Origin of the sequence: Streptococcus alactolyticus, assembly GCF_042649785.1 — a bacterium.
Lineage (GTDB): Bacteria > Bacillota > Bacilli > Lactobacillales > Streptococcaceae > Streptococcus > Streptococcus alactolyticus.
This window is the reverse complement of the sequence record NZ_JBHRZX010000036.1, coordinates 21,410-43,727: the sequence shown is the minus strand read 5'-3', so window position 1 is coordinate 43,727 and position 22,318 is coordinate 21,410. Positions and strand designations below refer to the sequence as shown.

At 39.8% G+C, this 22,318-nt stretch carries 19 protein-coding genes; 16 read left to right on the top strand and 3 right to left on the bottom strand.

Going from position 1 to position 22,318, the window contains the following annotated elements; translation table 11 throughout:
• On the bottom strand, window positions 1–281 hold a 281-nt coding region (locus ACFORE_RS07220), incomplete at its 3' end, for a transposase family protein (RefSeq protein WP_380435077.1).
• Window positions 282–563: 282 nt separating this feature from the next.
• Here ACFORE_RS07220 and ACFORE_RS07215 point away from each other — a divergent pair.
• From ACFORE_RS07215 to addA, 9 genes are all read left to right on the top strand, one after another.
• Window positions 564–800: a DUF1146 family protein gene (locus tag ACFORE_RS07215; RefSeq protein WP_293789605.1), complete on the top strand. Its 237-nt coding sequence runs from the start codon at window positions 564–566 to the stop codon at window positions 798–800.
• A gap of 63 nt (window positions 801–863) precedes the next feature.
• Window positions 864–2,138, top strand: a complete 1,275-nt coding sequence (gene murA, locus ACFORE_RS07210; protein WP_168260943.1) for a UDP-N-acetylglucosamine 1-carboxyvinyltransferase — start codon at window positions 864–866, stop codon at window positions 2,136–2,138.
• A complete protein-coding gene (locus ACFORE_RS07205) occupies window positions 2,139–2,330 on the top strand; it encodes a DNA-directed RNA polymerase subunit beta (RefSeq protein WP_154454299.1) in 192 nt (63 codons plus the stop codon).
• A gap of 83 nt (window positions 2,331–2,413) precedes the next feature.
• Window positions 2,414–3,289: a DNA/RNA non-specific endonuclease gene (locus ACFORE_RS07200; RefSeq protein WP_154454298.1), complete on the top strand. Its 876-nt coding sequence runs from the start codon at window positions 2,414–2,416 to the stop codon at window positions 3,287–3,289.
• 277 nt (window positions 3,290–3,566) lie between these two features.
• Window positions 3,567–4,610 carry a phenylalanine--tRNA ligase subunit alpha gene (pheS, locus tag ACFORE_RS07195; RefSeq protein WP_380435076.1) on the top strand — a complete coding sequence of 348 codons (1,044 nt, stop codon included), beginning with the start codon at window positions 3,567–3,569 and terminating at the stop codon, window positions 4,608–4,610.
• A 32-nt stretch (window positions 4,611–4,642) separates the two neighbouring features.
• Window positions 4,643–5,167: a GNAT family N-acetyltransferase gene (locus ACFORE_RS07190; protein WP_058833150.1), complete on the top strand. Its 525-nt coding sequence runs from the start codon at window positions 4,643–4,645 to the stop codon at window positions 5,165–5,167.
• 69 nt (window positions 5,168–5,236) lie between these two features.
• Window positions 5,237–7,642: a phenylalanine--tRNA ligase subunit beta gene (gene pheT, locus ACFORE_RS07185; protein WP_154454296.1), complete on the top strand. Its 2,406-nt coding sequence runs from the start codon at window positions 5,237–5,239 to the stop codon at window positions 7,640–7,642.
• A gap of 146 nt (window positions 7,643–7,788) precedes the next feature.
• A complete protein-coding gene (rexB, locus tag ACFORE_RS07180; protein WP_154454294.1) occupies window positions 7,789–11,031 on the top strand; it encodes an ATP-dependent nuclease subunit B in 3,243 nt (1,080 codons plus the stop codon).
• Window positions 11,021–14,647 (top strand): helicase-exonuclease AddAB subunit AddA, encoded by a 3,627-nt coding sequence (gene addA, locus ACFORE_RS07175; RefSeq protein ID WP_264879595.1) that lies wholly within the window; start codon window positions 11,021–11,023, stop codon window positions 14,645–14,647. The genes rexB and addA overlap by 11 nt, the downstream gene beginning before the upstream one ends.
• 53 nt (window positions 14,648–14,700) lie before the next feature.
• On the opposite strand, the gene ACFORE_RS07170 is transcribed toward addA, so the two are convergent.
• Entirely contained in the window at window positions 14,701–15,846 is a 1,146-nt protein-coding gene (locus ACFORE_RS07170) for a cobalamin-independent methionine synthase II family protein (RefSeq protein ID WP_154454292.1), read from the bottom strand.
• Between the two features lie 186 nt (window positions 15,847–16,032).
• Between ACFORE_RS07170 and ACFORE_RS07165 the strand changes: the two genes are divergently transcribed.
• Window positions 16,033–16,473, top strand: coding sequence for a cytidine deaminase family protein (locus ACFORE_RS07165; RefSeq protein WP_058833145.1), 441 nt, complete (start codon window positions 16,033–16,035; stop codon window positions 16,471–16,473).
• Window positions 16,474–16,501: 28 nt separating this feature from the next.
• Window positions 16,502–17,236 carry a PHP domain-containing protein gene (locus ACFORE_RS07160; protein ID WP_154454291.1) on the top strand — a complete coding sequence of 245 codons (735 nt, stop codon included), beginning with the start codon at window positions 16,502–16,504 and terminating at the stop codon, window positions 17,234–17,236.
• A 56-nt stretch (window positions 17,237–17,292) separates the two neighbouring features.
• On the opposite strand, the gene ACFORE_RS07155 is transcribed toward ACFORE_RS07160, so the two are convergent.
• Window positions 17,293–17,469, bottom strand: coding sequence for a DUF3042 family protein (locus ACFORE_RS07155; RefSeq protein WP_154454290.1), 177 nt, complete (start codon window positions 17,467–17,469; stop codon window positions 17,293–17,295).
• A 199-nt stretch (window positions 17,470–17,668) separates the two neighbouring features.
• Between ACFORE_RS07155 and miaA the strand changes: the two genes are divergently transcribed.
• From miaA to ACFORE_RS07130, 5 genes are all read left to right on the top strand, one after another.
• Window positions 17,669–18,562, top strand: coding sequence for a tRNA (adenosine(37)-N6)-dimethylallyltransferase MiaA (gene miaA, locus ACFORE_RS07150; RefSeq protein WP_380435075.1), 894 nt, complete (start codon window positions 17,669–17,671; stop codon window positions 18,560–18,562).
• Between the two features lie 139 nt (window positions 18,563–18,701).
• A complete protein-coding gene (hflX, locus tag ACFORE_RS07145; RefSeq protein WP_154454288.1) occupies window positions 18,702–19,940 on the top strand; it encodes a GTPase HflX in 1,239 nt (412 codons plus the stop codon).
• Entirely contained in the window at window positions 19,933–20,571 is a 639-nt protein-coding gene (locus ACFORE_RS07140; protein ID WP_020916508.1) for a cystathionine gamma-lyase, read from the top strand. Before hflX ends, ACFORE_RS07140 begins: the two co-directional genes overlap by 8 nt.
• Window positions 20,572–20,611: 40 nt before the next feature.
• On the top strand, window positions 20,612–21,541 hold the full coding sequence (gene rnz, locus ACFORE_RS07135) for a ribonuclease Z (RefSeq protein ID WP_154454287.1): 930 nt from the start codon (window positions 20,612–20,614) through the stop codon (window positions 21,539–21,541).
• Window positions 21,538–22,296: an SDR family NAD(P)-dependent oxidoreductase gene (locus tag ACFORE_RS07130; protein WP_154454286.1), complete on the top strand. Its 759-nt coding sequence runs from the start codon at window positions 21,538–21,540 to the stop codon at window positions 22,294–22,296. Before rnz ends, ACFORE_RS07130 begins: the two co-directional genes overlap by 4 nt.
• Window positions 22,297–22,318: the final 22 nt, after the last annotated feature.

Here is a 22,318-nt window from a genome sequence, read left to right as displayed (position 1 = left end):
AAAGTCTCAGCGATTTGCATCTTTCGACAGTTTGAACAGCGAAAGCGACGCTTCTTAAGAAGGATTCGACACTTGAAGCCGACACAGTCCAGATAAGGGATTTTAGAGGCTTTTTGAAAGTCATACTTCCCCATCTTTGTCCCACAAGCAGGACAGTTCGGAACATCGTAATCAAGAGAAGCTATAATTTCCTTGTGTGTTTGACAGTCTACAATATCGTTGATTGTGATATTTTGGTCTTTCATTCCGAGTAGTTTTGTGATAGTATTGAAGTGTTCCATATGATTCTTTCTAATGAGTAGTTTCGTCGCTTTTCATTATAGGTCAATAGATCATATGGGGCTTTTTTTCTATGCACGAAAAGGCTCCATAACTTCTGACTAGGAGTTACCCACTACAGAAATTATAGAACCACATTTGTCAGGGGGTTCTTGGTTATGTGACTTTTTATAGAGCCTCTTTGTCTAGCTTTTTTTGTGTCTTCTTATGACAAGAAGATTACAGTTGTAAGGGCTTTTTGAGGAATGATACTGTGAAGGTCTTTTTTATGTTATAATGGCATTATGGAAATATTAAATACAACTGTAAGTCTATTTAGTCATGTCATTTTTATTGCTATGACCAATTCTTTGTTAAGGCAGTTATTTGACTGGTCTAAGTGGATAAAAAACACCCCTGATAATATCGGGCGCTTGAAAGTGTTTATCTTGTTTTTAAGCATTGCAATTGGCTACTTGGTTAGCAATTTTATCTTGGAAATTGTGACATTGAGTCAAACACTTTTCTTCAACTTTCAATAAAAGCATTAAATAGAAAACTGTGATATAATTCTAGTTAATAGAATATTGAGAATGGAGTTCATTTTGGATAAGATTATTATAGAAGGTGGTCATACGCGTTTGCAAGGAGAAGTGGTCATTGAAGGGGCTAAAAATGCCGTCTTGCCACTTCTTGCAGCCACCATTTTACCAGAAGAAGGAAAGACGGTACTTACGAATGTGCCAATTCTTTCGGATGTGTTTACCATGAATCATGTGGTGCGTGGTTTGGACATTCAAGTGGATTTTGATGAAGCCACTAACACCATTGAGGTTGATGCATCAGGAAAAATTTTAGATGTTGCTCCTTACGAGTATGTGAGCAAAATGCGTGCTTCTATTGTTGTTCTGGGACCTATCTTGGCTCGTAACGGCCATGCCCAAGTATCTATGCCAGGCGGTTGCACGATTGGAAGTCGTCCGATTGACTTGCACCTAAAAGGTTTGGAGGCAATGGGAGCAACTATCACACAATCTGGCGGTGATATTACTGCGACAGTTGACGGCAAGTTGCGTGGAACCACGATTTACATGGATTTCCCATCTGTTGGAGCAACGCAAAACTTGATGATGGCAGCCACTTTGGCAGAAGGTGTGACAACCATTGAAAATGCTGCACGCGAACCAGAAATTGTTGATTTAGCCATGCTGCTAAATAAAATGGGAGCAAAGGTTAGAGGAGCAGGTACAGAAACCTTGACCATTACTGGTGTGGAAAGCCTTCGCGGTGCAGAACACGATGTGGTGCAAGACCGTATTGAAGCAGGGACTTTCATGGTCGCTACAGCCATGACTTCAGGTAATGTTTTGGTGAAAGATGCCATTTGGGAACACAATCGTCCGTTGATTTCGAAATTGATTGAGATGGGCGTGACAGTGATTGATGAAGAAGAGGGTATCCGTGTGATTGCGGACACGCCAGCCTTAAAACCAGTGACTGTTAAAACCCTACCCCACCCTGGTTTTCCAACGGATATGCAGGCACAATTTACCGCTTTGATGGCGGTTGTGAACGGCGAATCAACCATGATTGAAACGGTTTTTGAAAATCGTTTCCAACACCTTGAAGAAATGCGCCGCATGGGCTTGCAGTCTGAGATTTTGCGTGATACAGCAATGATTCATGGAGGCAAAGAATTACAAGGAGCACCTGTCATGTCTACAGACTTGCGTGCCAGTGCTGCCTTGATTATGATTGGTATGGTGGCAAAAGGCACAACAACAGTTGGCAAATTGGTTCACCTTGACCGTGGCTACTACAAATTCCATGAAAAATTAGCAAAACTAGGAGCGCATATTAAGCGTGTAAGCGAGGACTAAATGACAACAGGTTGGAAATATGTTGCAAAACAACTAACCTTAATTCTAGTGGTGGTGATTCTTAGCGTTCTTTTTCTAGCTATCGGTTTAATGCTAGGTTACAGCGTTTTTGGAGAGGGTAAGAACCCCTTAGCCATCTTATCCCTTGATAAATGGCAGTCCATTATCGGAAAATTCACTGGAAACGGTTAGGTTAATCACATTATCAAATTCAAAGTGGATAATCGCCTTTATGCGAGTAAATGCGGTTTTCCACTTTTTTAATGGAAGGAATTATGGCGAAAAAATCAAAAACATCAAAACAGTTTAAATCCATTATTGCAGTACTAGTTGCCTTAATTGGTATCGGGACGGGTTGGGTAACCACCTCAGAATCAGGCGAGCAATCCTTGCAGCAGGTGGTTTCCTTGGTCACTGGGCAAGAAACGTCTGCCTCATCTGTCACGTCTAACCAATCCAAATCAACAGACGGTGCCCCAAGTCAAGCCTTAGCAGAAACGGTTTTAACCGATAGCGTCAAGGAACAGTTGGGCAACAAGCTTGAGTGGAATGGGGCTGGAGCTTATATTGTGAATCAAAACAAGACGTCTTTAAATGCCAAGGTATCGAGTAAGCCTTATGTCAACAACAAAACCAAAACCGTTCAAGGGCAAACGGTTCCGACGGTTGCGAATGCCTTGCTAAGCAAATCCACACGCCAATACAAGAGCCGTGAGGAAACTGGCAATGGCTCAACTTCTTGGAAACCAGCTGGCTGGCACCAATTGCAACACTTGTCAGGAACTTATCACCATGCCGTTGATCGCGGGCATTTGCTGGGCTATGCTTTGGTTGGTGGTCTAAAAGGATTTGATGCCTCAACCAGCAATCCTGCTAATGTGGCAACGCAAACAGCTTGGGCAAATGAAGCCAACTCAGAAGACTCAACAGGTCAGAATTACTATGAATCACAGGTTCGCAAGGCTTTGGATCAAAACAAACGTGTGCGTTATCGCGTGACCTTAATCTATGATGGCGACAATATTCTCTCAAGTGGTACGCATTTGGAGGCAAAATCATCAGACGGTAGTTTGGAATTTAATGTCTTTATTCCAAATGTCCAAAGCGGCCTGACTTTCAATTACTATTCTGGTGAGGTCAGTGTCAATTAGCCGTTTTTCAATCTTGTCAAATGGTTTAAAATTTGTTAGAATAAACTGTAATTGAATAGTGTCTTGTGAGAGTAGTACCCTTATGGCAGTTTAACAGGGAATGGGAGCCGTGACTGGAAGCTTCCTAGATGAAAGTTTGGCGAATTCACTCACCAAAAAAGACAAGAATTAAGGTCTGCAAGTCAGATAAAAAACGGATGGTACCGCGTGTCAACGCTCCGCTAATGGAGCTTGGCACGTTTTTCGTTTTGTGAGCAGTATTCAGAGAGGGAATGGAATGGATTTACAAGCGCAATTAGAAGAATTAAAAGAAACAACGCAAGCCAAGTTGGCTGAAATGCATGGCGATCATGCCAAAGAACTTCAAGAATTACGTGTACAAGTTCTTGGGAAAAAAGGATCATTGACAGAATTGTTGAAAGGTTTGAAAGAACTCTCACATGATATGCGTCCAGTGGTTGGAAAACAAGTCAATGAAGTCCGCGACGTCTTGACAAAAGCTTTTGAAGAACAAGCTAAAATTGTTGAAGCAGCAAAAATTAAAGCTCAATTAGAATCTGAAAGTTTGGATGTGACTTTGCCAGGTCGCCATGTGAACCTTGGTAACCGTCATGTCTTGACTCAAATCAGCGAAGATATTGAAGACATTTTCATCGGTATGGGCTTCCAAGTAGTCGATGGTTTTGAAGTGGAAACAGATTACTACAACTTTGAACGCATGAATTTGCCAAAAGACCATCCAGCGCGTGATATGCAAGATACTTTCTACATTACAGAAGAAATCTTGCTTCGTACGCACACAAGCCCTGTTCAAGCCCGTACACTTGACAAACACGACTTTGCCAAAGGACCTTTGAAAATGATTTCACCAGGGCGTGTGTTCCGTCGTGACACGGATGATGCCACACACAGCCACCAATTCCACCAAATCGAAGGACTTGTGGTTGGCGAAAATATTTCAATGGGTGACCTTAAAGGAACGCTTGAGATGATTATCAAGAAAATGTTTGGTGAAGACCGTAAAATCCGCCTTCGTCCATCTTACTTCCCATTCACGGAGCCATCTGTTGAAGTGGACGTGTCATGCTTCAAATGTGGTGGTAAAGGCTGTAACGTTTGTAAGAAAACAGGTTGGATTGAAATTCTTGGGGCAGGAATGGTTCACCCTCGCGTCTTAGAAATGTCTGGTGTTGACTCAGAAAAATATTCTGGATTTGCTTTTGGTCTTGGTCAAGAACGTATTGCGATGCTTCGTTACGGTATCAATGATATTCGTGGTTTCTATCAAGGCGATGTCCGTTTCTCAGATCAATTTAAATAATTGATTAGCAAGAAAAAGAATTGGAGGTCATCATGGCAGAAATCAAAGTTGAAAAAGTGACCTTGGATAAGTTAGAGGCGCTGCAAAAGCTTAGCATCGATACTTTCCGTGAAACCTTTGGTTTTGATAATACCGAAGAAGAACTTCAACAATTTTTCGATGAGAATTATACTTTAGCGCAACTTGAAAAAGATGTGACAGATAAAGAATCTGATGTTCGATTTGTCAAAGTTGATGGGCGCGAGGTTGGTTTTATGAAAGTAAACTGGGGCGCAGCACAGACTGAGCATGAGTTGGAAAATGCTTTTGAAATTCAACGTATCTACATTCTTAGTGAATGTCAGGGATTTGGCTTAGGTAAGAAATTATTTGAGCTGGCGCTTGATATGGCTAAGGCAGGTGAATTTGATTGGGCTTGGTTAGGTGTCTGGGAAGGCAATATCAAAGCTCAAGGTTTCTACCATAAATACGGATTTGAAAAATTTTCAGAGCACTTATTTAAAGTTGGCGATAAAGTAGACACAGATTGGCTTATGCGAAAAGCCTTAAAAGAATAAGAGTAGAAAGGGATAAAGAAGCTTACCTGTCAAACGTATTTTGACTGCGAAAAGCTTTTAACACATATTATGTTAGTAAGTTATAAATGGTTAAAAGAGCTTGTTGATGTTGATGTTACAACACATGAGCTTTCTGAAAAAATGTCAACAACAGGGATTGAGGTTGAAGGAGTTTCATCACCATCTGAAGGATTGACAAAATTGGTTGTTGGTCACGTTGTATCTTGTGAAGATGTTCCTGAAACACACTTGCACCTTTGCCAAGTAGATACTGGTGATGATGAATTGCGCCAAATCGTTTGTGGTGCTCCAAATGTGACTGCAGGGATTAATGTCATTGTAGCCGTTCCAGGAGCTCGTATTGCAGACAATTACAAAATCAAAAAAGGTAAAATCCGTGGCATGGAATCACTTGGGATGATTTGTTCTCTAGAAGAACTTGGTTTGCCTGATTCAATCATTCCAAAAGAATTTTCAGATGGTATTCAAATCTTGCCAGCAGAAGCAAAACCAGGTGATAGCATTTTCCCATACCTTGATTTGGATGATGAGATTATTGAATTGTCAATCACACCAAACCGTGCGGACGCTCTTTCAATGCGTGGGGTTGCTCATGAAGTGGCAGCCATTTATGGCAAATCTGTTCACTTCCCACAAAAAGACGTGAAAGAAGTTGAAAAAGCAGCCAAAGATGTGATTGATGTGGCTATCGAATCTGATAAGGTTTTGACTTACAAAGCGCGTGTGGTGGAAAATATAACGGTAAAACCAAGCCCACAATGGTTGCAAAACCTTTTGATGAATGCTGGTATTCGCCCAATCAACAATGTGGTTGACGTCACTAACTACATCTTGTTGTACTTTGGTCAACCAATGCACGCTTTTGATTTGGATAAATTTGACGATAGCAAAATTGTTGCCCGTCAAGCGCGTTTGGGTGAAAAATTGGTAACCCTTGATGGCGAAGAACGTGACCTGGTGGATGAGGACCTTGTTATCACTGTTGCGGACAAACCAGTTGCCCTTGCAGGTGTTATGGGTGGACAAGCAACTGAAATTGATAACCAATCTAAAAACGTTGTTTTGGAAGCTGCGGTCTTTGATGGCACATCTATTCGCAAAACCAGCAGCCGCTTGAACCTTCGTTCTGAAAGCTCATCACGTTTTGAAAAAGGCATCAACTACGCAACTGTTGATGAAGCCCTTGATTTTGCAGCTGCTATGCTAAATGAATTGGCAGGCGGAGAAGTTCTTGTTGGGTGTGTTGAAGCTGGTTTCGTTCCAACAACAGACGTTGAAGTATCAACAAGCCTTGATTACGTTAACGTTCGCTTGGGTACATCCTTAACTTATGCTGATATCGAAGATGTCTTTGCCAAACTTGGCTTTGGTGTGTCTGGCAATGCAGAACATTTCACTGTTTCAGTGCCACGTCGTCGCTGGGATATTGCCATTCAAGCTGATTTGGTTGAAGAAATTGCGCGTATCTATGGTTATGACAATCTACCAACAACCCTTCCAGAAGCTGCTGGAACAGCAGGCGAATTGACTGCGACGCAAAAATTACGCCGCAAAGTGCGTTCAATCGCAGAAGGTGCTGGTTTGACTGAAATCGTGTCATACGCCTTGACAACACCTGAAAAAGCTGTTGAATTTACCTTACAACCAAGCCATTTGACCGAATTAATGTGGCCAATGTCAGTGGAACGCTCAGTGCTTCGTCAAAACATTGTGTCTGGTATGTTAGATACCATCGCTTACAACGTCGCTCGTAAAAACAGCAATATTGCCATTTACGAAATTGGTAAAATCTTTGAACAAAAAGGCAATCCAAAAGAAGATTTGCCAAATGAAATCAGCACTTTTGCTTTTGCGATTTCTGGTTTAGTGGCTGAAAAAGATTTCCAAACCAAGGCAACTCCAGTTGATTTCTTCTATGCCAAAGGTATTTTGGACGCTCTCTTTGATAAGCTTGATGTGACGGTGGATTATGTGGCTGAAAAAGGTCTTGACAGCATGCACCCAGGACGTACAGCAGCCATCTACCTAGATGACCAATTGCTTGGATTTGTCGGACAAGTTCACCCACAAACCGCTAACAACTACAATATTCCTGAAACTTATGTTGCAGAATTGAACTTGGATATGATTGAAGCAGCTCTTCCTGCGGATAAAACTTTTGTTGACATCACCAAATTCCCTGCAGTTTCTCGTGATATTGCCTTGTTATTGCCAAGCACAACAACGCATAAAGACATCATTACAGCTATTGAATCGGCTAACGTGAAACGTTTGACAGATATCAAACTCTTTGACGTTTATGCTGGTGCTAATATCGCCGAAGGCATGAAATCAATGGCTTACAGCCTTACTTTCCAAAATCCAAACGATAACTTGACTGATGAAGAAGTTACTAAATACATGGATAAAATCACTAAAGTCCTTGTTGAACAACTAGGAGCAGAAGTTCGTTAATCATTTGATACAATATTAGGCTATTTTGGTTAATATAGATAAACCACCTCTACGAAAGTAGTGGTGGTTTCTTGTTTATCAAAAGGCCAAACCAAAAGCAGAATTTGGTATAATAGGATTATCTAGTGACATGACGAAGGATTATTATGAAATTATTATATACAGATATTCAGTTTGATATGACTGAAATTTTGGCAAGAAAAGCGATGGAAGAGGCTAAAGCTGGTAAGCGTGTTTTCTACATCGCTCCAAACTCTTTGTCTTTTGAAAAAGAAAGGGCAGTTTTGGAACTTTTGCCTGACCAAGCGTCTTTTGCCATTACCATTACACGTTTTGCTCAAATGGCGCGCTATTTTGTCTTAAATGAACCTCAGACCAAAGAAACGATTGATGACAATGGCTTAGCTATGATTTTTTATCGTGCGCTGTCTCATTTTTCTGATACAGATTTGAAAGTTTTCGGGCGTTTAAAGCAAGATACGAATTTCATCAAGCAATTGGTTGATTTGTATAAGGAATTAAAAACGGCTAACATGACCGTGCTTGATTTGACAGAATTGCATACGGCTGAGAAGCAAGAAGATTTGGTGAAAATCTTTTTGGCAGTTAATGACATTTTGTTAGCTAACCAGTATGAAAATCAATCAAAAATTGCATTTTTTGTTAAACAGGTAGCATCGGGTCATTTGGATGATGCGCTTGAAAATGTTGTTTTGGTTATCGATGGCTTTACTCGTTTTTCAGCAGAAGAGGAAGACTTAGTCAGCCTTTTAGAGGAAAAATGTGCTCAAGTGATTATCGGAACTTACAGTAGTCAAAAGGCTTATAAGGCTACATTTTCAACTGGGAATGTCTATCAGGCAAGTTTAGATTTTTTGCATTCTTTGGCTGCTAAATTTCAAACACAGCCAGAGTATGTCGAGAGTTCTCAAAAATCTCAAGAAGCATTTGCTAAGTTGTCAAAACTCTTTGAAGCTAAGCACGACTTTACAACATCAGATATCACCTTAACGCAAGATGATAAGAAACATTATGCTATCTGGGATGTTATTAATCAAAAAGAAGAAGTTGAGCATGTGGCAAAGGCTATTCGTCATAAACTTCACCAAGGCTATCGCTATAAAGATATTTTGGTGCTTTTGGGTGATGTGGATAGCTATCGTCTGCAAATCGGCAAAATTTTTGATAAATATGAAATTCCCTATTATTTTGGAAAAGCAGAGTCGATGAGCGATCATCCTTTGGTGCATTTTATTGATTCCTTGGAGCGCGTGAAACGTTATCGTTTTCGTATGGAAGATGTGGCTAATCTTTTGAAAACAGGACTTTATGGTTCCTTCACTCAAGATGATTTAGACCTTTTTGAGCAATATCTGATTTACGCTGATATTAAAGGACAAAGTAAATTTGGCAAGGAGTTCACGATTGCTTACAAGGGTGAAGAACACTTAGCTTATATTAATTGCATGCGCGAGCAAATCATAGCGCCTTTGCTAAGTTTATTTAAGGCACAAAAGCAGTTTGGCTCAAGCCTGCTTGAAAAATTGATGACTTTCTTGGGTGCTATTTCTTTGCCTGAGAATTTAGAGCGTATGGTAGCTACCTTCTCAGAAAATGACCAGGAAAAGCACGAGCAAGTTTGGCGAACATTTACTGGCATTCTCGAGCAATTTCAAACGATTTTTGGACAAGAAAAATTGTCTTTGGATGAATTTTTAGCTCTTTTAAGAAGTGGTATGTTGGCTGCCCAGTACCGCGTAGTGCCAGCAAGTGTTGATGTGGTTTCTGTAAAATCTTATGATTTGGTTGAGCCACATACCAATAAATTTGTCTTTGCACTTGGCATGACGCAGTCGCATTTCCCAAAGATTGCGCAAAATCGTAGCTTGATTTCAGATGAAGAACGTGCCAAGGTTAATGAGACAACAGCTGACAATCAACGTTTTGATATGATTAGTCGTGAAAATATTAAGAAAAATCATTTTGCTGCTTTGTCATTGTTTAATTCAGCGACGGAAGAATTGGTGCTCAGTTTGCCACAAATTGCTAACGAGTCAGAAGATAAGGAATCTTCTTATCTTGCGGAATTAGCTAGCTTTGGTGTGCCTGTTTTGGTTAAGGGACGAAATCGTTTGTCGACAGATGCTGAAGACATTGGGAATTATAAAGCGCTCTTATCTCGTGTGATTGAGGTTAATCGCTTAGCTATTGAAGAAGAACGCGAGCTTAGCAAAGAAGAGCAGACCTTCTGGTCAGTAGCTGTACGTTATCTTCGTAAAAAACTGGTAAATGACGGTATTGAATTGCCACTTATTAAGGACAATATGCAGACCAAGCCAGTTTCTGATGAAGTGATTGAGACGCGTTTTCCAAGTGATGAGCCGATTAATTTATCTTCATCAGCGGTGACAACTTTCTATAACAATCAGTACAAATATTTCTTACAGTATGTGCTTGGTTTACAAGAGGTTGAAACCATTCACCCTGATGCTAGAAATCACGGAACATACCTTCATCGTGTCTTTGAATTGGTCATGAAAGATGCTTCTAACCAGCCGTTTGACAATAAATTAGATCGAGCTATTCAAACAACCAACGCCGAAGATGCTTTCAAATTTATCTACGAAGAAGACGAGGAAAGCCGCTACTCATTGACAGTCTTAGAAGATATTGCTAGAAGCACGGCAACCATTTTACGTCAGGATACTCAGATCCAGGTGGAAAATGAAGAAGAACCTTTTGAATTAATGCTTGCCAATGCAGTTCGTATTCGAGGCATTATTGACCGTGTGGATCGTTTGTCAGATGGAAGTCTTGGGGTGGTTGATTACAAATCAAGTAACAATACCTTTGATATTCAAAAATTCTACAATGGTCTTAATCCGCAATTGGTGACTTATATGCAAGCACTTCGCGATAAAAAAATTAAAAGTGAATCAGATAAGATTTTTGGAGCCATGTACCTTCACATGCAAGAGCCAAAAGTAGATTTGTCATCGGTAACTACTACAGAGAAAATTTTGGAGAATTTGTCTAAAGAACTTCGCTATCGTGGCTTGTTCTTAGAAGATGAAAAAGGCTATTTATCAAATGGAAATTATCATCTTAATGATTCTGTTTACACGCAAGAAGAGTTAGATATTTTACTAGCTTATAATCAAAAATTATTCCTTCAAGCAGCTGAGCAAATTAAACAAGGATACTTTTTGATTAATCCTTACAGTGAGGATGGTAAGACGGTTAAGGGTGACCAATTAAAAGCTATCACACGCTTTGAAGCGGACCGCCACATGCCATACGCACGCAAGTGGTTTAAATTACCAAGAAAAGATAGACGTCAAGGCTTTTTGAGCCTGATGCAAGAAGAGGAGGAAAAAGATGACCTTTAAACCATTTTTAACGGCTGAAGCGATTTCTTCTCTACAGCAAAAAGAGGCGCAGTCATCAAAAGCGCAAAAACGAACACCTGAACAAATTGAAGCCATTTATAGCTATGGCAACAATATTTTGGTATCAGCGTCGGCTGGTTCTGGGAAAACTTTCGTCATGGTTGAGCGCATTATTGATAAAATTTTGCGTGGGATTGCTGTTGACCAGCTCTTTATTTCGACCTTTACAGTTAAAGCAGCGGGAGAATTAAAAGAACGTCTTGAGAAAAAAATCAGCCAAGCTTTGCAACAAGCGACGCATAATGATTTAAAAACCTATCTTAATGAGCAGCTGCTAGCTCTGCAGACTGCTGATATTGGAACCATGGATGCCTTTACGCAAAAGTTGGTTAACCAATACGGCTACACATTAGGAATTTCACCGACTTTTCGCATTATGACGGATAAGAGCGAACAAGATCTTGTCAAGAATGACGTTTTTGCAGATCTTTTTGCAGATTACATGACGGGGCAAAATCAAGACATTTTCCGCAAATTAGTTCGTAATTTTTCTGGCAATCGTAAAGATACCACAGCTTTTAGAGGAATTGTTTACAAAATCTATGATTTCAGTCAAGCAACGGATAATCCTAAGAAATGGCTGGCTGAGGTTTTCTTGAAAGGTGCTAGAACCTATACTGATTTTTCCGCCATTCCCGACCAAGAAGTTGTGGATTTTCTAGCTTGCATGCATGAGACAGCTAATCAATTACAAGATGTGACGGATTTAGAAGATTATAAGCAAAAAACAGCTAAGGGGACGCCTACAGCGGCTTATAAAAAGCATTTGAACATGATTGAGCATTTGCATGAGTGGGCTTTGCATTTTGAGACGCTTTACGGTCGTGATGGACTTGGTCGTTTGGCGACAGATGTGGCTGACTTGATTCCATCTAGTCCAGCTGTGACAGTTGCAGGGGTAAAATATCCAATTTTCAAGACTCTCCAAGGTCGTTTGGCTGGTCTGAAACACTTAGAAACTATCTTCAAATACCAATCGGAAAGTCTACCTTTGTTAGAACTTTTACAAGCGTTTATGCAGGATTTTTCTGAACAATATTTGCAAGCTAAAATCCAAGAAAATGCTTTTGAGTTTTCGGATATCGCTCATTTTGCTATCCAGATTTTGGAAGAAAATCCAGATATTCGTGAGCTCTACCAAGATAAATACCACGAAGTCATGGTCGATGAGTACCAAGATAACAATCACACGCAAGAACGCATGCTTGAATTATTGTCAAATGGTCATAATCGATTCATGGTGGGAGATATCAAGCAATCTATCTATCGTTTTCGTCAGGCTGATCCGCAGATTTTTAACCAAAAATTCAAGGATTTTCAAGAGCATCCAGAACATGGAAAATTAATTCTGCTAAAAGAAAACTTCCGTAGTCAGTCAGAAGTCTTGGATACGACAAATAGTGTCTTTACGCATTTGATGGACGAGTCTGTTGGGGAAATTTTGTATGATGGCATGCACCAGTTAGTAGCAGGCAGTCCCGCACAAAAAGAAGCTCATCCAGAAAATAAAACACAAGTCCTTATTTACGATACTGATGATGGTGGTGAACTTGCAAGTAGTCCAGAAGAGGAGCAAATCAATCCAAACGAGGTTAAGCTGGTAGCTAAAGAAATTATTCGCCTGCATAACGAAGGAGGTGTTGCCTTTGAAGACATCACGTTGCTAGTTTCATCACGTACGCGTAATGATGGTATTTTGCAGACTTTTGAACATTATGGTATTCCTTTGGTGACGGATGGCGGTGAGCAAAATTACCTAAAATCTGTTGAAGTTATGGTGATGCTAGATACCCTTCGAGCTCTGGATAATCCGCTTAATGATTATGCTTTGGTAGCTCTGATGCGTTCACCAATGTTTTCTTTTAACGAAGATGATCTTGCTCGTCTTGCTCTTCAAACAAGCGAGGATGAGACCAGAGCCAATCTTTACCAAAAACTAGAACATGCTTTGGCTAATCAAGGTCAGCATGCAGAATTGGTCACACCAGTTTTACGTGAAAAATTAAAAGATTTTATGACTTGCTTTAGCAAGTGGCGTGATTTTGCCAAATGGCATTCGCTTTATGATTTGATTTGGAAGATTTACAATGAGCGCTTTTATTATGATTACGTGGGCAATCTCCCCCGTGCCGAGCAGCGCCAAGCCAATCTTTACGCCCTTGCCCTTCGCGCTAATAATTTTGAAAAGACTGGCTTTAAAGGCTTATCACGCTTTATTCGCATGATTGATCGCGTCTTAGAAAGTGAAAATGATTTGGCTGACGTTGAAGTGGCCCTTCCAAAACATGCTGTGAATTTGATGACTATCCATAAGAGTAAAGGACTTGAATTCAAGTATGTCTTTATTTTGAACATTGATAAGAAATTCAGTATTCAAGACATGATGTCACCCTTGATTTTGTCACGTCAAAATGGAGCTGGTATCAAATATTTGGCTGACATGCGAGAAGAGTTAGATACGGATGTTTTTCCAACCGTTAAAGTCAGCATGGACACTTTGCCTTATCAGCTTAATAAACGTGAACTGCGCCTAGCAACCTTGTCTGAACAAATGCGTTTGTTCTATGTTGCCATGACCCGTGCTGAGAAGAAATTGTATTTAGTCGGAAAAGCAAGTTCTGAAAAATTGGTTGATAAATACAGCGGTAAGTCAGAAAATAATCATCTTCCAGTTGCAGAACGTGAAGCTTTCATGACTTTCCAAGATTGGATGTTGGCCATTCATGAAGCTTATAAGGACTTACCATTTAAGGTTGAATTTGTCACAGATGAAGATCTGACAGAAGAGAAAATCGGGCAGATTGAAGTCAAATCAGCTATTAAACCTGATGATTTGTCAAATAACCGCCAGTCAGAAAATATTGCAGAAGCTTTGGAGAGACTTGAGGCAGTTGCAGAGTTGAATACCAAATATCAATCAGCCATTAACCTGCCAAGCTTAAGAACACCTAGTCAGGTTAAGAAACTGTATGAGCTTGTTATGGATACTGATGGTGTTGATGTGATGGCTAAGAAGGACCAAGTAAAACCAAGCTTTGCCTTACCTGATTTTTCGAAAAAAGCCAAGGTTGAAGCGACAGCGATTGGTTCTGCCATGCACGAGCTCATGCAGCGCATTTCCTTGTCTCAAAAAGTGACACTAGAGGATATTTCAAAAGCTCTAACACAAGTGTCTGCTAAAGATGAAGTTAAAGCGCGCATTCATCTAGAAAATGTTTTGGATTTCTTTGAAAATTCAGCTCTTGGACAATTGATTCAGCAAAATACTGACAAAATCTACCGCGAAGCCCCATTTGCCATGCTCAAACAAGACCCTGAGAGTCAAGAAAACTTTGTTGTGCGTGGAATTGTCGATGGTTACCTGCTACTAGAGGACCGTATTGTTCTCTTTGATTACAAGACGGACAAATACACCAATAGCGAGGAAATTAAAAACCGCTATCAAGGTCAAATGGCTCTTTACGCCGAAGCCCTCAGCAAATCTTACCAGAACAAACCTGTTGATAAATACCTGATTTTACTTGGTGGTGAGCGCCTACAAGTGCTTTCTCTTTAACCATAGAAAAAAGCGACCAATTGGTCGCTTTTTGGTTTGGTAATGGAAACTGATTAGCCCCAGAATTGTGTCGCAATGTCTTGTCCTTGTTTAATTTTTGCCCATTGTTGTGGAATGCTCAATTCATTTCCAGAATCACATGAAGCAAAACCGCATTGGTGTGAGAGGTAAAGGCGGTCTTTTGGCAAGATTTGGCTAGCTTCTTCAAGCATTTTAAGCGCACGTTCTTCATCGTCAAGATCAGTTGTTTTACTTGAAAGAAGTCCAAGAACGACTTCAGCATCTGAGTCTTTCAAGCTTTCAAGAGCTTTAAGGTCACCAGCCACTTCGCTATCCCATTCAAGGAAGAAACGGTCATAGTGTTGATCTTTCAAGAATTTTGTTGCGATAGCTTCGTAAGTACCACCAGCAGCAGAACGACTTTCGTAGTTACCACGACAGTTGTGAGTCCAAACTTGCAAACCAAGCTCATGACCGTAGTCCGCAACATCGTTATTTACTGCGATGAATTCATCAGCAAGATTGGCAAGAGCGTTGTTTCCTTGAGCAAAGAAACCAGCTGGGTTTGTTTCATCGAAAAGTTCCCAGAGGCAGTCGTCAAATTGAATGATTTCTCCGCCAGCTTCTTTGTATTCTTTCAAGAATTCTTTATAGGCATTTGTAAGACCAGCTTTTAGTTCTTCTTTAGTTTTGTAAACTTGGTCTTCGCCAACTAATTGATTAAAGACTGTGAATTCTGTGTAGGCGTGAGCAGGTCCCCAGATTGTTAGTTTTGTGTCAGTTTCACCAGCTTCTTCTTTAAGAAGTTTGTAAATATCTAGAAAGTGGTGATTTTTGCCAGAAAGTGGTTCTGTGATACGGATACCAATATCCTTACGTGTTTCAAAATGACCGCCATCATGGTCTTGGAAAGTGTATCCGTGGTCAGCGATGTAACGTTCAATACCTTTTAAGCCCCAAACGAAATCAAGGTGCCACATAGATTTTGAGTATTCGCCGTCAGTTAGGACATCGATACCTGCCGCTTTTTCTTCAGCGATAACTTTTCTGATATCAGCTGTTTCTGTTTCTTTGTAGCCTTCGAATGCATCGTAGAAAGGATATTTGATATCATCACGATGCTCGATTGCGATTTTGTATTCGCGTAAATCTGCTGGTCGTAAAAGTGAACCAACTAGTTGAAATCTTGATTTAGCCATTTTCTATACCTCGTTTATTTTTTTGTGATTCCTATTTTAGCTGAGCTTTTCAGTTTTGAAAAATAGTTATTTATATGGGATAATGTATAGTTATAAACTATAACTGAAAAAATATGTTTTTCTATAAAAATGACAGAAAATTTGGTAAAATAATAAAAGACTGACAATTTTTATAGGAGATTTATGATGGATATTTGGGAGAAACTGTACGAAGCGGCAAAAAATGACTATAATCCACATTATGTGACGCCTTTTATTTATTCAAATCATGTTGTTGCAGCAATTGAAGCAGAAGATGGACAGATTTTCACAGGCTACTGTTTTGAAGCTACGTCTGGTGTATTTCATCTTTGTGCGGAACGAGCTGCATCATTTAATATGTTCCAGCAATCTGGTCAAACGACTATAAAGCGTATCATTGCCTTTCGTGATAAAGCGCCAAATGGTGGTGGTTCAGGTATGCCTTGTGGTGCCTGCCGTGAATTTTTGATGCAATTGTCACCTAAAAATAAAGATTTGGAATTTATGATTGACTATGACAAGCGTGAAACCATTACACTTGGTGAGTTGATGCCAAATTGGTGGGGAGAAGAGCGCATGGCAGCTGGTATTGAGGATTTAGATTAGTCACAAGTAAAGATAAACGAGGTAGAGGATGCGAGATAATCATTTACACACACATTTTTCATATGATTCAGAGACTCAGTTTGAAGATTATTTAACTCATTATGATGGTAATATTGTGACAACAGAGCACTATGATTTGTCAAATCCTTATACTAAGCAAGATAATGTGCCGGATTATGACGCTTATTCGCGTGAAATAGCTGAGCTTAATCGAAAATATGGCAATCGTATCAAAAAAGGAATTGAAATTGGCTATTATGAGCCACGTGAAGATGATATTATTGCTTATTTAGCAGATAAGAACTATGACTTAAAATTGTTATCAGTTCACCACAATGGCATCAATGATTATTTGGATGATGAAGTGGCTAGCATGGACAAGGATGTGGTCATTCAAGATTATTTGGATAGGCTTGAGCACGCGATTGGGCGCGTGGATGCGGATGTTTTAGCACATTTTGATTATGGCTTTCGAATTTTTGATATGATAGTCGAGGATTTAAAAGTTTATGAACCTCAATTAAAGCGTATCTTCCAAAAAATGATTGACCATGATTTAGCTTTTGAGTTAAATAGTAAATCCATGTATTTGTATCATAATGAGGACTTGTATCGTTATGCCTTGGGCTTGGTCAAGGAATTGGGCGGGCATAAGTATTCGATCGGCTCAGACGGGCATCGTTTGGAACATTTTCGCCTGTATTTTGATAAGATCCAACAGTTGCTAGAGGAATTTGGCATTAAGGAATGGGAAATTTTGTAAGTAAGACAAAAAAAGAACTACAAGCATCTGCTTGTAGTTCTTTTAAACTTGTCTGATTAGTGAGAGACACGTTTACGAGCGGCTTTTTTACGATTTTCTTCGATGAAAGCAGCTTTTTCTTCTTCTGGGTCAATGATATTTTTCTTGACAGCGTAAACAGCTCCAGCAACAGTTGCTGCAGTTGCTAAAACACCTGTCGCAATCCCTTTAGCAAAAGCAAATCTTTTAGCCATAATCTAATTCCTCCTTTTTTATAAGGACGGTAGTCACAACACATCGCTGATTGCTAAAATCAAGTCGTTATTAGTAACTGGCGATTGTTCCTTGTCCCGTCACCATATGTTATAATAATAGTAACTAAAATTAGTGTAGAATTCAAGTAAAAACGTTTCTTTTATCAGGATATGTGTTAGGACGGATGGATAAGTAAAAATGGGTTTAGATAAGGTAGAAATCATAGCAGTTGTTGGTCCAACAGCAGTGGGAAAAACCGCTTTAGGGATTGAATTAGCAAAGCGATTTAACGGTGAAATCATTAGTGGGGATAGCCAGCAGGTGTATCGTCATTTGGATATTGGGACGGCTAAGGCGACTCTTGAGGAGCAGGCTGAGGCACCGCATCATCTCATTGATGTGCGTGAGGTGGATGAGGCTTATTCGGCCTATGATTTTGTCAAGGAAGCCAGTGCGGCGATTGAGGATATTACTAGCCGTGGCAAGTTGCCTATTATCGTTGGCGGGACGGGCTTGTATTTGCAAAGTCTGCTGGAAGGCTATCATCTAGGCGGTCAGGTCAATCAAGAGGAGGTGCTGGCTTATCGTCAGGAGCTGGAGCAGTTGGCGGATGCTGTTTTATTTGACAAAATAGCAGAGCAGGGCATTGAGATTCCTGAGTTAAACCGCCGCCGTGCCATTCGTGCCTTGGAATTAGCGACATTTGGGCAAGATTTGGAAAACAAGGAAACTCCCTACGATGCTTTGTTGATTGGCTTAAACGATGACCGTCAGGTGCTTTACGAACGCATTAATCACCGTGTGGATGTCATGGTTGAAAAGGGGATTTTGGATGAGGCAAAATGGCTTTATGACAATCATCGTGATGTGCAGGCGGCGCGTGCTATTGGTTACAAGGAACTTTTTCCTTACTTCGCAGGTCAAGCTTCGTTGGAGGAGAGCGTTGACAAACTCAAACAAAACACTCGCCGTTTCGCCAAACGACAATTAACGTGGTTCCGAAATCGCATGGCCGTTTCTTTTTACATGGTATCAGAAAGTGATGTTAAAAAGCAGATAAATAAGGCTGTTCAGGATTTTTTAGCAAACTAACTAGCCTAAGGCAAGTAGCACCTTCAAGGTGCTTTTTCTAATGCTTTTGCTGATAGCCTAACGGTGCTTTGTACTGTCATTTTTGATTTTATGGTATAATGATATCTACGGGTTAATCAAGTAAAGGGGTGAGTACAAGATGATTGAAACAAGCAAGCACCAAGAACGAGTGATTTTGCTAGGAGTTGAGTTGCCTGACACAGAAAACTTTGAAATGTCAATGGAAGAATTGGCGTCACTCGCTGAAACAGCAGGTGCTGAGGTGGTCTCATCTTATCGTCAAAAACGTGAGAAATATGATAGCAAATCTTTGATTGGTTCAGGGAAATTAGCTGAAATCAAAGCGATTGTTGACGCTGATGAGATCGATACTGTGATTGTCAACGACCGCTTAACGCCACGTCAAAATGTTAATTTGGAAGCAGAACTTGGCGTTAAAGTTATTGACCGCATGCAGTTGATTCTAGATATTTTTGCCATGCGTGCCCGTAGTCACGAAGGTAAATTGCAAGTTCATCTGGCTCAACTCAAATACATGTTGCCACGTCTTGTTGGTCAGGGGGTTATGCTTAGCCGACAAGCAGGTGGAATTGGTAGTCGTGGACCTGGTGAAAGTCAGTTAGAGCTTAACCGTCGTTCGATTCGCAATCAAATTTCAGATATTGAACGTCAACTGAAAATCGTTGAGAAGAATCGTGAAACTGGTCGAGAAAAACGCACTGAGTCACAAGTCTTTAAAATTGGTTTGATTGGTTACACAAATGCTGGTAAATCAACGATTATGAACGTTTTGACAAATGATAAGCAGTACGAAGCTGATGAATTGTTTGCGACTTTGGATGCGACGACAAAGCAAATTTATTTGCAAAATCAATTTCAAGTGACTCTCACGGACACGGTTGGATTTATTCAAAATTTACCGACAGAATTGGTGGCAGCCTTTAAGTCAACCTTGGAAGAGAGTCGTCATGTTGATTTGCTGCTACACGTGATTGATGCCAGTGACCCAAATCATGCTGAACACGAAAAAGTTGTTCTGAATCTGTTAAAAAATCTAGATATGTTGGATATTCCACGTTTAGCTGTTTATAATAAGATAGATGTGGCAGAGCATTTTGCAGCGACAGCTTTTCCAAATGTGCGTATTTCTGCGCGTGATAAAGATGCTCGTTCACTTTTGCGCCGTTTGATTATCAATGAAATTCGTGAGATTTTTGAACCATTTAGTATTCGTGTTCACCCAAATCAAGCCTATAAGCTATACGATTTAAATAAAATCGCGCTGCTTGATCGTTATGATTTTGCAGAAGAATACGAAACCATCACTGGTTACATTAATCCAAAAAATAAATGGAGACTAGAAGAATTCTATGACTGATTATATAAGCTTAGCTTTAAAATACGGTGGCTTTACGTCACTAGATAAAGTATACTTGCAAAATGTTTTGGAGGATTTAACAGATGAGCAAAAATTGAGTTTCATCACACCACCTCCAAGTGTTATCAATGCTTATTTTGCAGAAATGTATCAAAAACAATCTCCGCAAGCCGCAACAGATTATTATTTTGAACTATCAAAAGAATTGCAGCTTTTAAATGATAAGCCATCTTTTGACGAACATAAGCCTTTTATTCGTTTGAATTTATCAGGAAAATCATATGGTTTCACTTATGAAAATGATAAAGAGGTTGCTCGTATCTTTTCTGAAAAAGATGAAGCTTTGACAAAAGATGTCTTGTTTGAATTGGCTCAAGTCTTTCCTCAATATAAAATTTATGTTGAAGATGGCAAGATCAAAATGTCAAAAATCACTTTTGATGACCAAGAACTTGAAGACCTCACACCAGAAAGTAGTTTGCTCAGTCATGTTTCAAAATTAAAGGGAAATATGGTTAAGCTAAAAAGTTTTAATCGCGATGAATTGTCAGACTTGCTAGCTCACTATCAAGGGCAAGTTTATTATACGTTTGATCAACGTGAATTTATCGCTTATGTAAAAGTATCGTAATAGGAAGGATAAGTAAAAACTTCGGTTTTTATAGGTATATATGGAATTACAATTTTTGGGAACAGGAGCGGGTCAGCCCTCAAAATCACGTAATGTGTCAAGCTTAGTGTTAAAGTTACTTGACGAGATTAATGAGGTGTGGATGTTTGACTGTGGTGAAGGAACACAGCGTCAGATTTTAGAAACAACGATCCGTCCTCGTAAAGTGAAACGCATTTTTATCACGCACTTGCACGGTGACCACATTTTTGGTCTTCCTGGCTTTTTGGCAAGTCGTGCTTTCCAAGCAAATGAAGAACAAACTGACCTTGATATTTATGGTCCTGTTGGTATTCGTTCTTACATTTTGAGTAGTTTGCGTTTGTCAGGTGCCCGCTTGCCTTACCGCATTCATTTTCATGAATTTGACGAAACCAATCTTGGAAAAATCATGGAAACAGATAAATTTGTGGTGTATGCTGAGAAATTGGACCACACTATTTTCTGTATTGGTTACCGTGTGATGCAAAAAGATTTGGAAGGAACACTTGATGCTGAAGCGTTGAAAGCTGCAGGTGTGCCATTTGGTCCATTATTTGGAAAAATCAAGAGTGGTCAAGATGTTGTCTTAGAAGATGGGACAAAAATCATTGCCAAAGATTACATCTCAGCACCAAAAAAAGGAAAAGTTATCACTGTTTTAGGCGATACACGTAAGACTGATGCTAGTGTGCGCCTTGGTTTGGGAGCTGATATTTTGGTTCACGAATCTACATATGGTAAGGGTGATGAAAAAATTGCTCGTAAGCATGGGCACTCAACAGGTACTCAAGCTGCTCAAATTGCTAAAGCAGCATCAGCTAAATGCTTATTGCTTAATCACATCAGTGCACGTTTCTTGGGACGCGAATGCAAACAAATCGAAAACGATGCTCAAGAAATTTTTGAAAATACACACTTGGTTAAAGATTTGGAAGAAATTAGCTTATGAGAATAATTGCTATTACAGGAGCAACAGGTGGACTTGCCAAAGAAATTGTCAAACAGTTACCATCTGATGACTTTGTGATTGCCTTAGGACGTAATGTAAAAAAACTTGAAGCCTGTTATGTTGAACGTCCTAACACAGTTTGCTACGAACTTGATATGTCAAGTGACGAAGCGATTGGGGCAATGGTTGAAAAACTATATGCTGAACATGGTTACATCGATGTCTTTATCAATAACGCTGGTTATGGTGATTTTAGTGAGTTTGATGCTTATACGACCGCTGAAATTCGTGACATGTTTGATATCAACACCTTTGCGACGATGACTTTTTCACGTTTGGTTGGGCATAAGATGAAGAAAGCTGGGCACGGCCATATTGTCAATATTGCCAGCATCGCTGGTTTGATTGCGTCAGTAAAATCATCTGTTTATTCTGCAACAAAATTTGCTGTGATTGGTTTTTCAAATGCTCTACGTTTGGAATTAGCTGATAGCAATGTTTATGTGACAACGATTAATCCTGGACCGATCGCAACAAGCTTTTTTGACAAGGCAGATCCATCTGGAGAATACTTAAAGAGTGTTGGACGTTTTGTTTTGCAACCAGAAGAAGTTGCTAGACGTACGGTTGCCATTTTAGGTAAGAACAAGCGTGAAGTGAACATGCCTTGGTTAATAGCTGCAGCACACAAATTCTATACTCTTTTCCCAAAGATTGCTGATTTTTTAGCACGCAAAGTTTTTAATTATAAATAACCTCCTTTCAATTCTACATAAG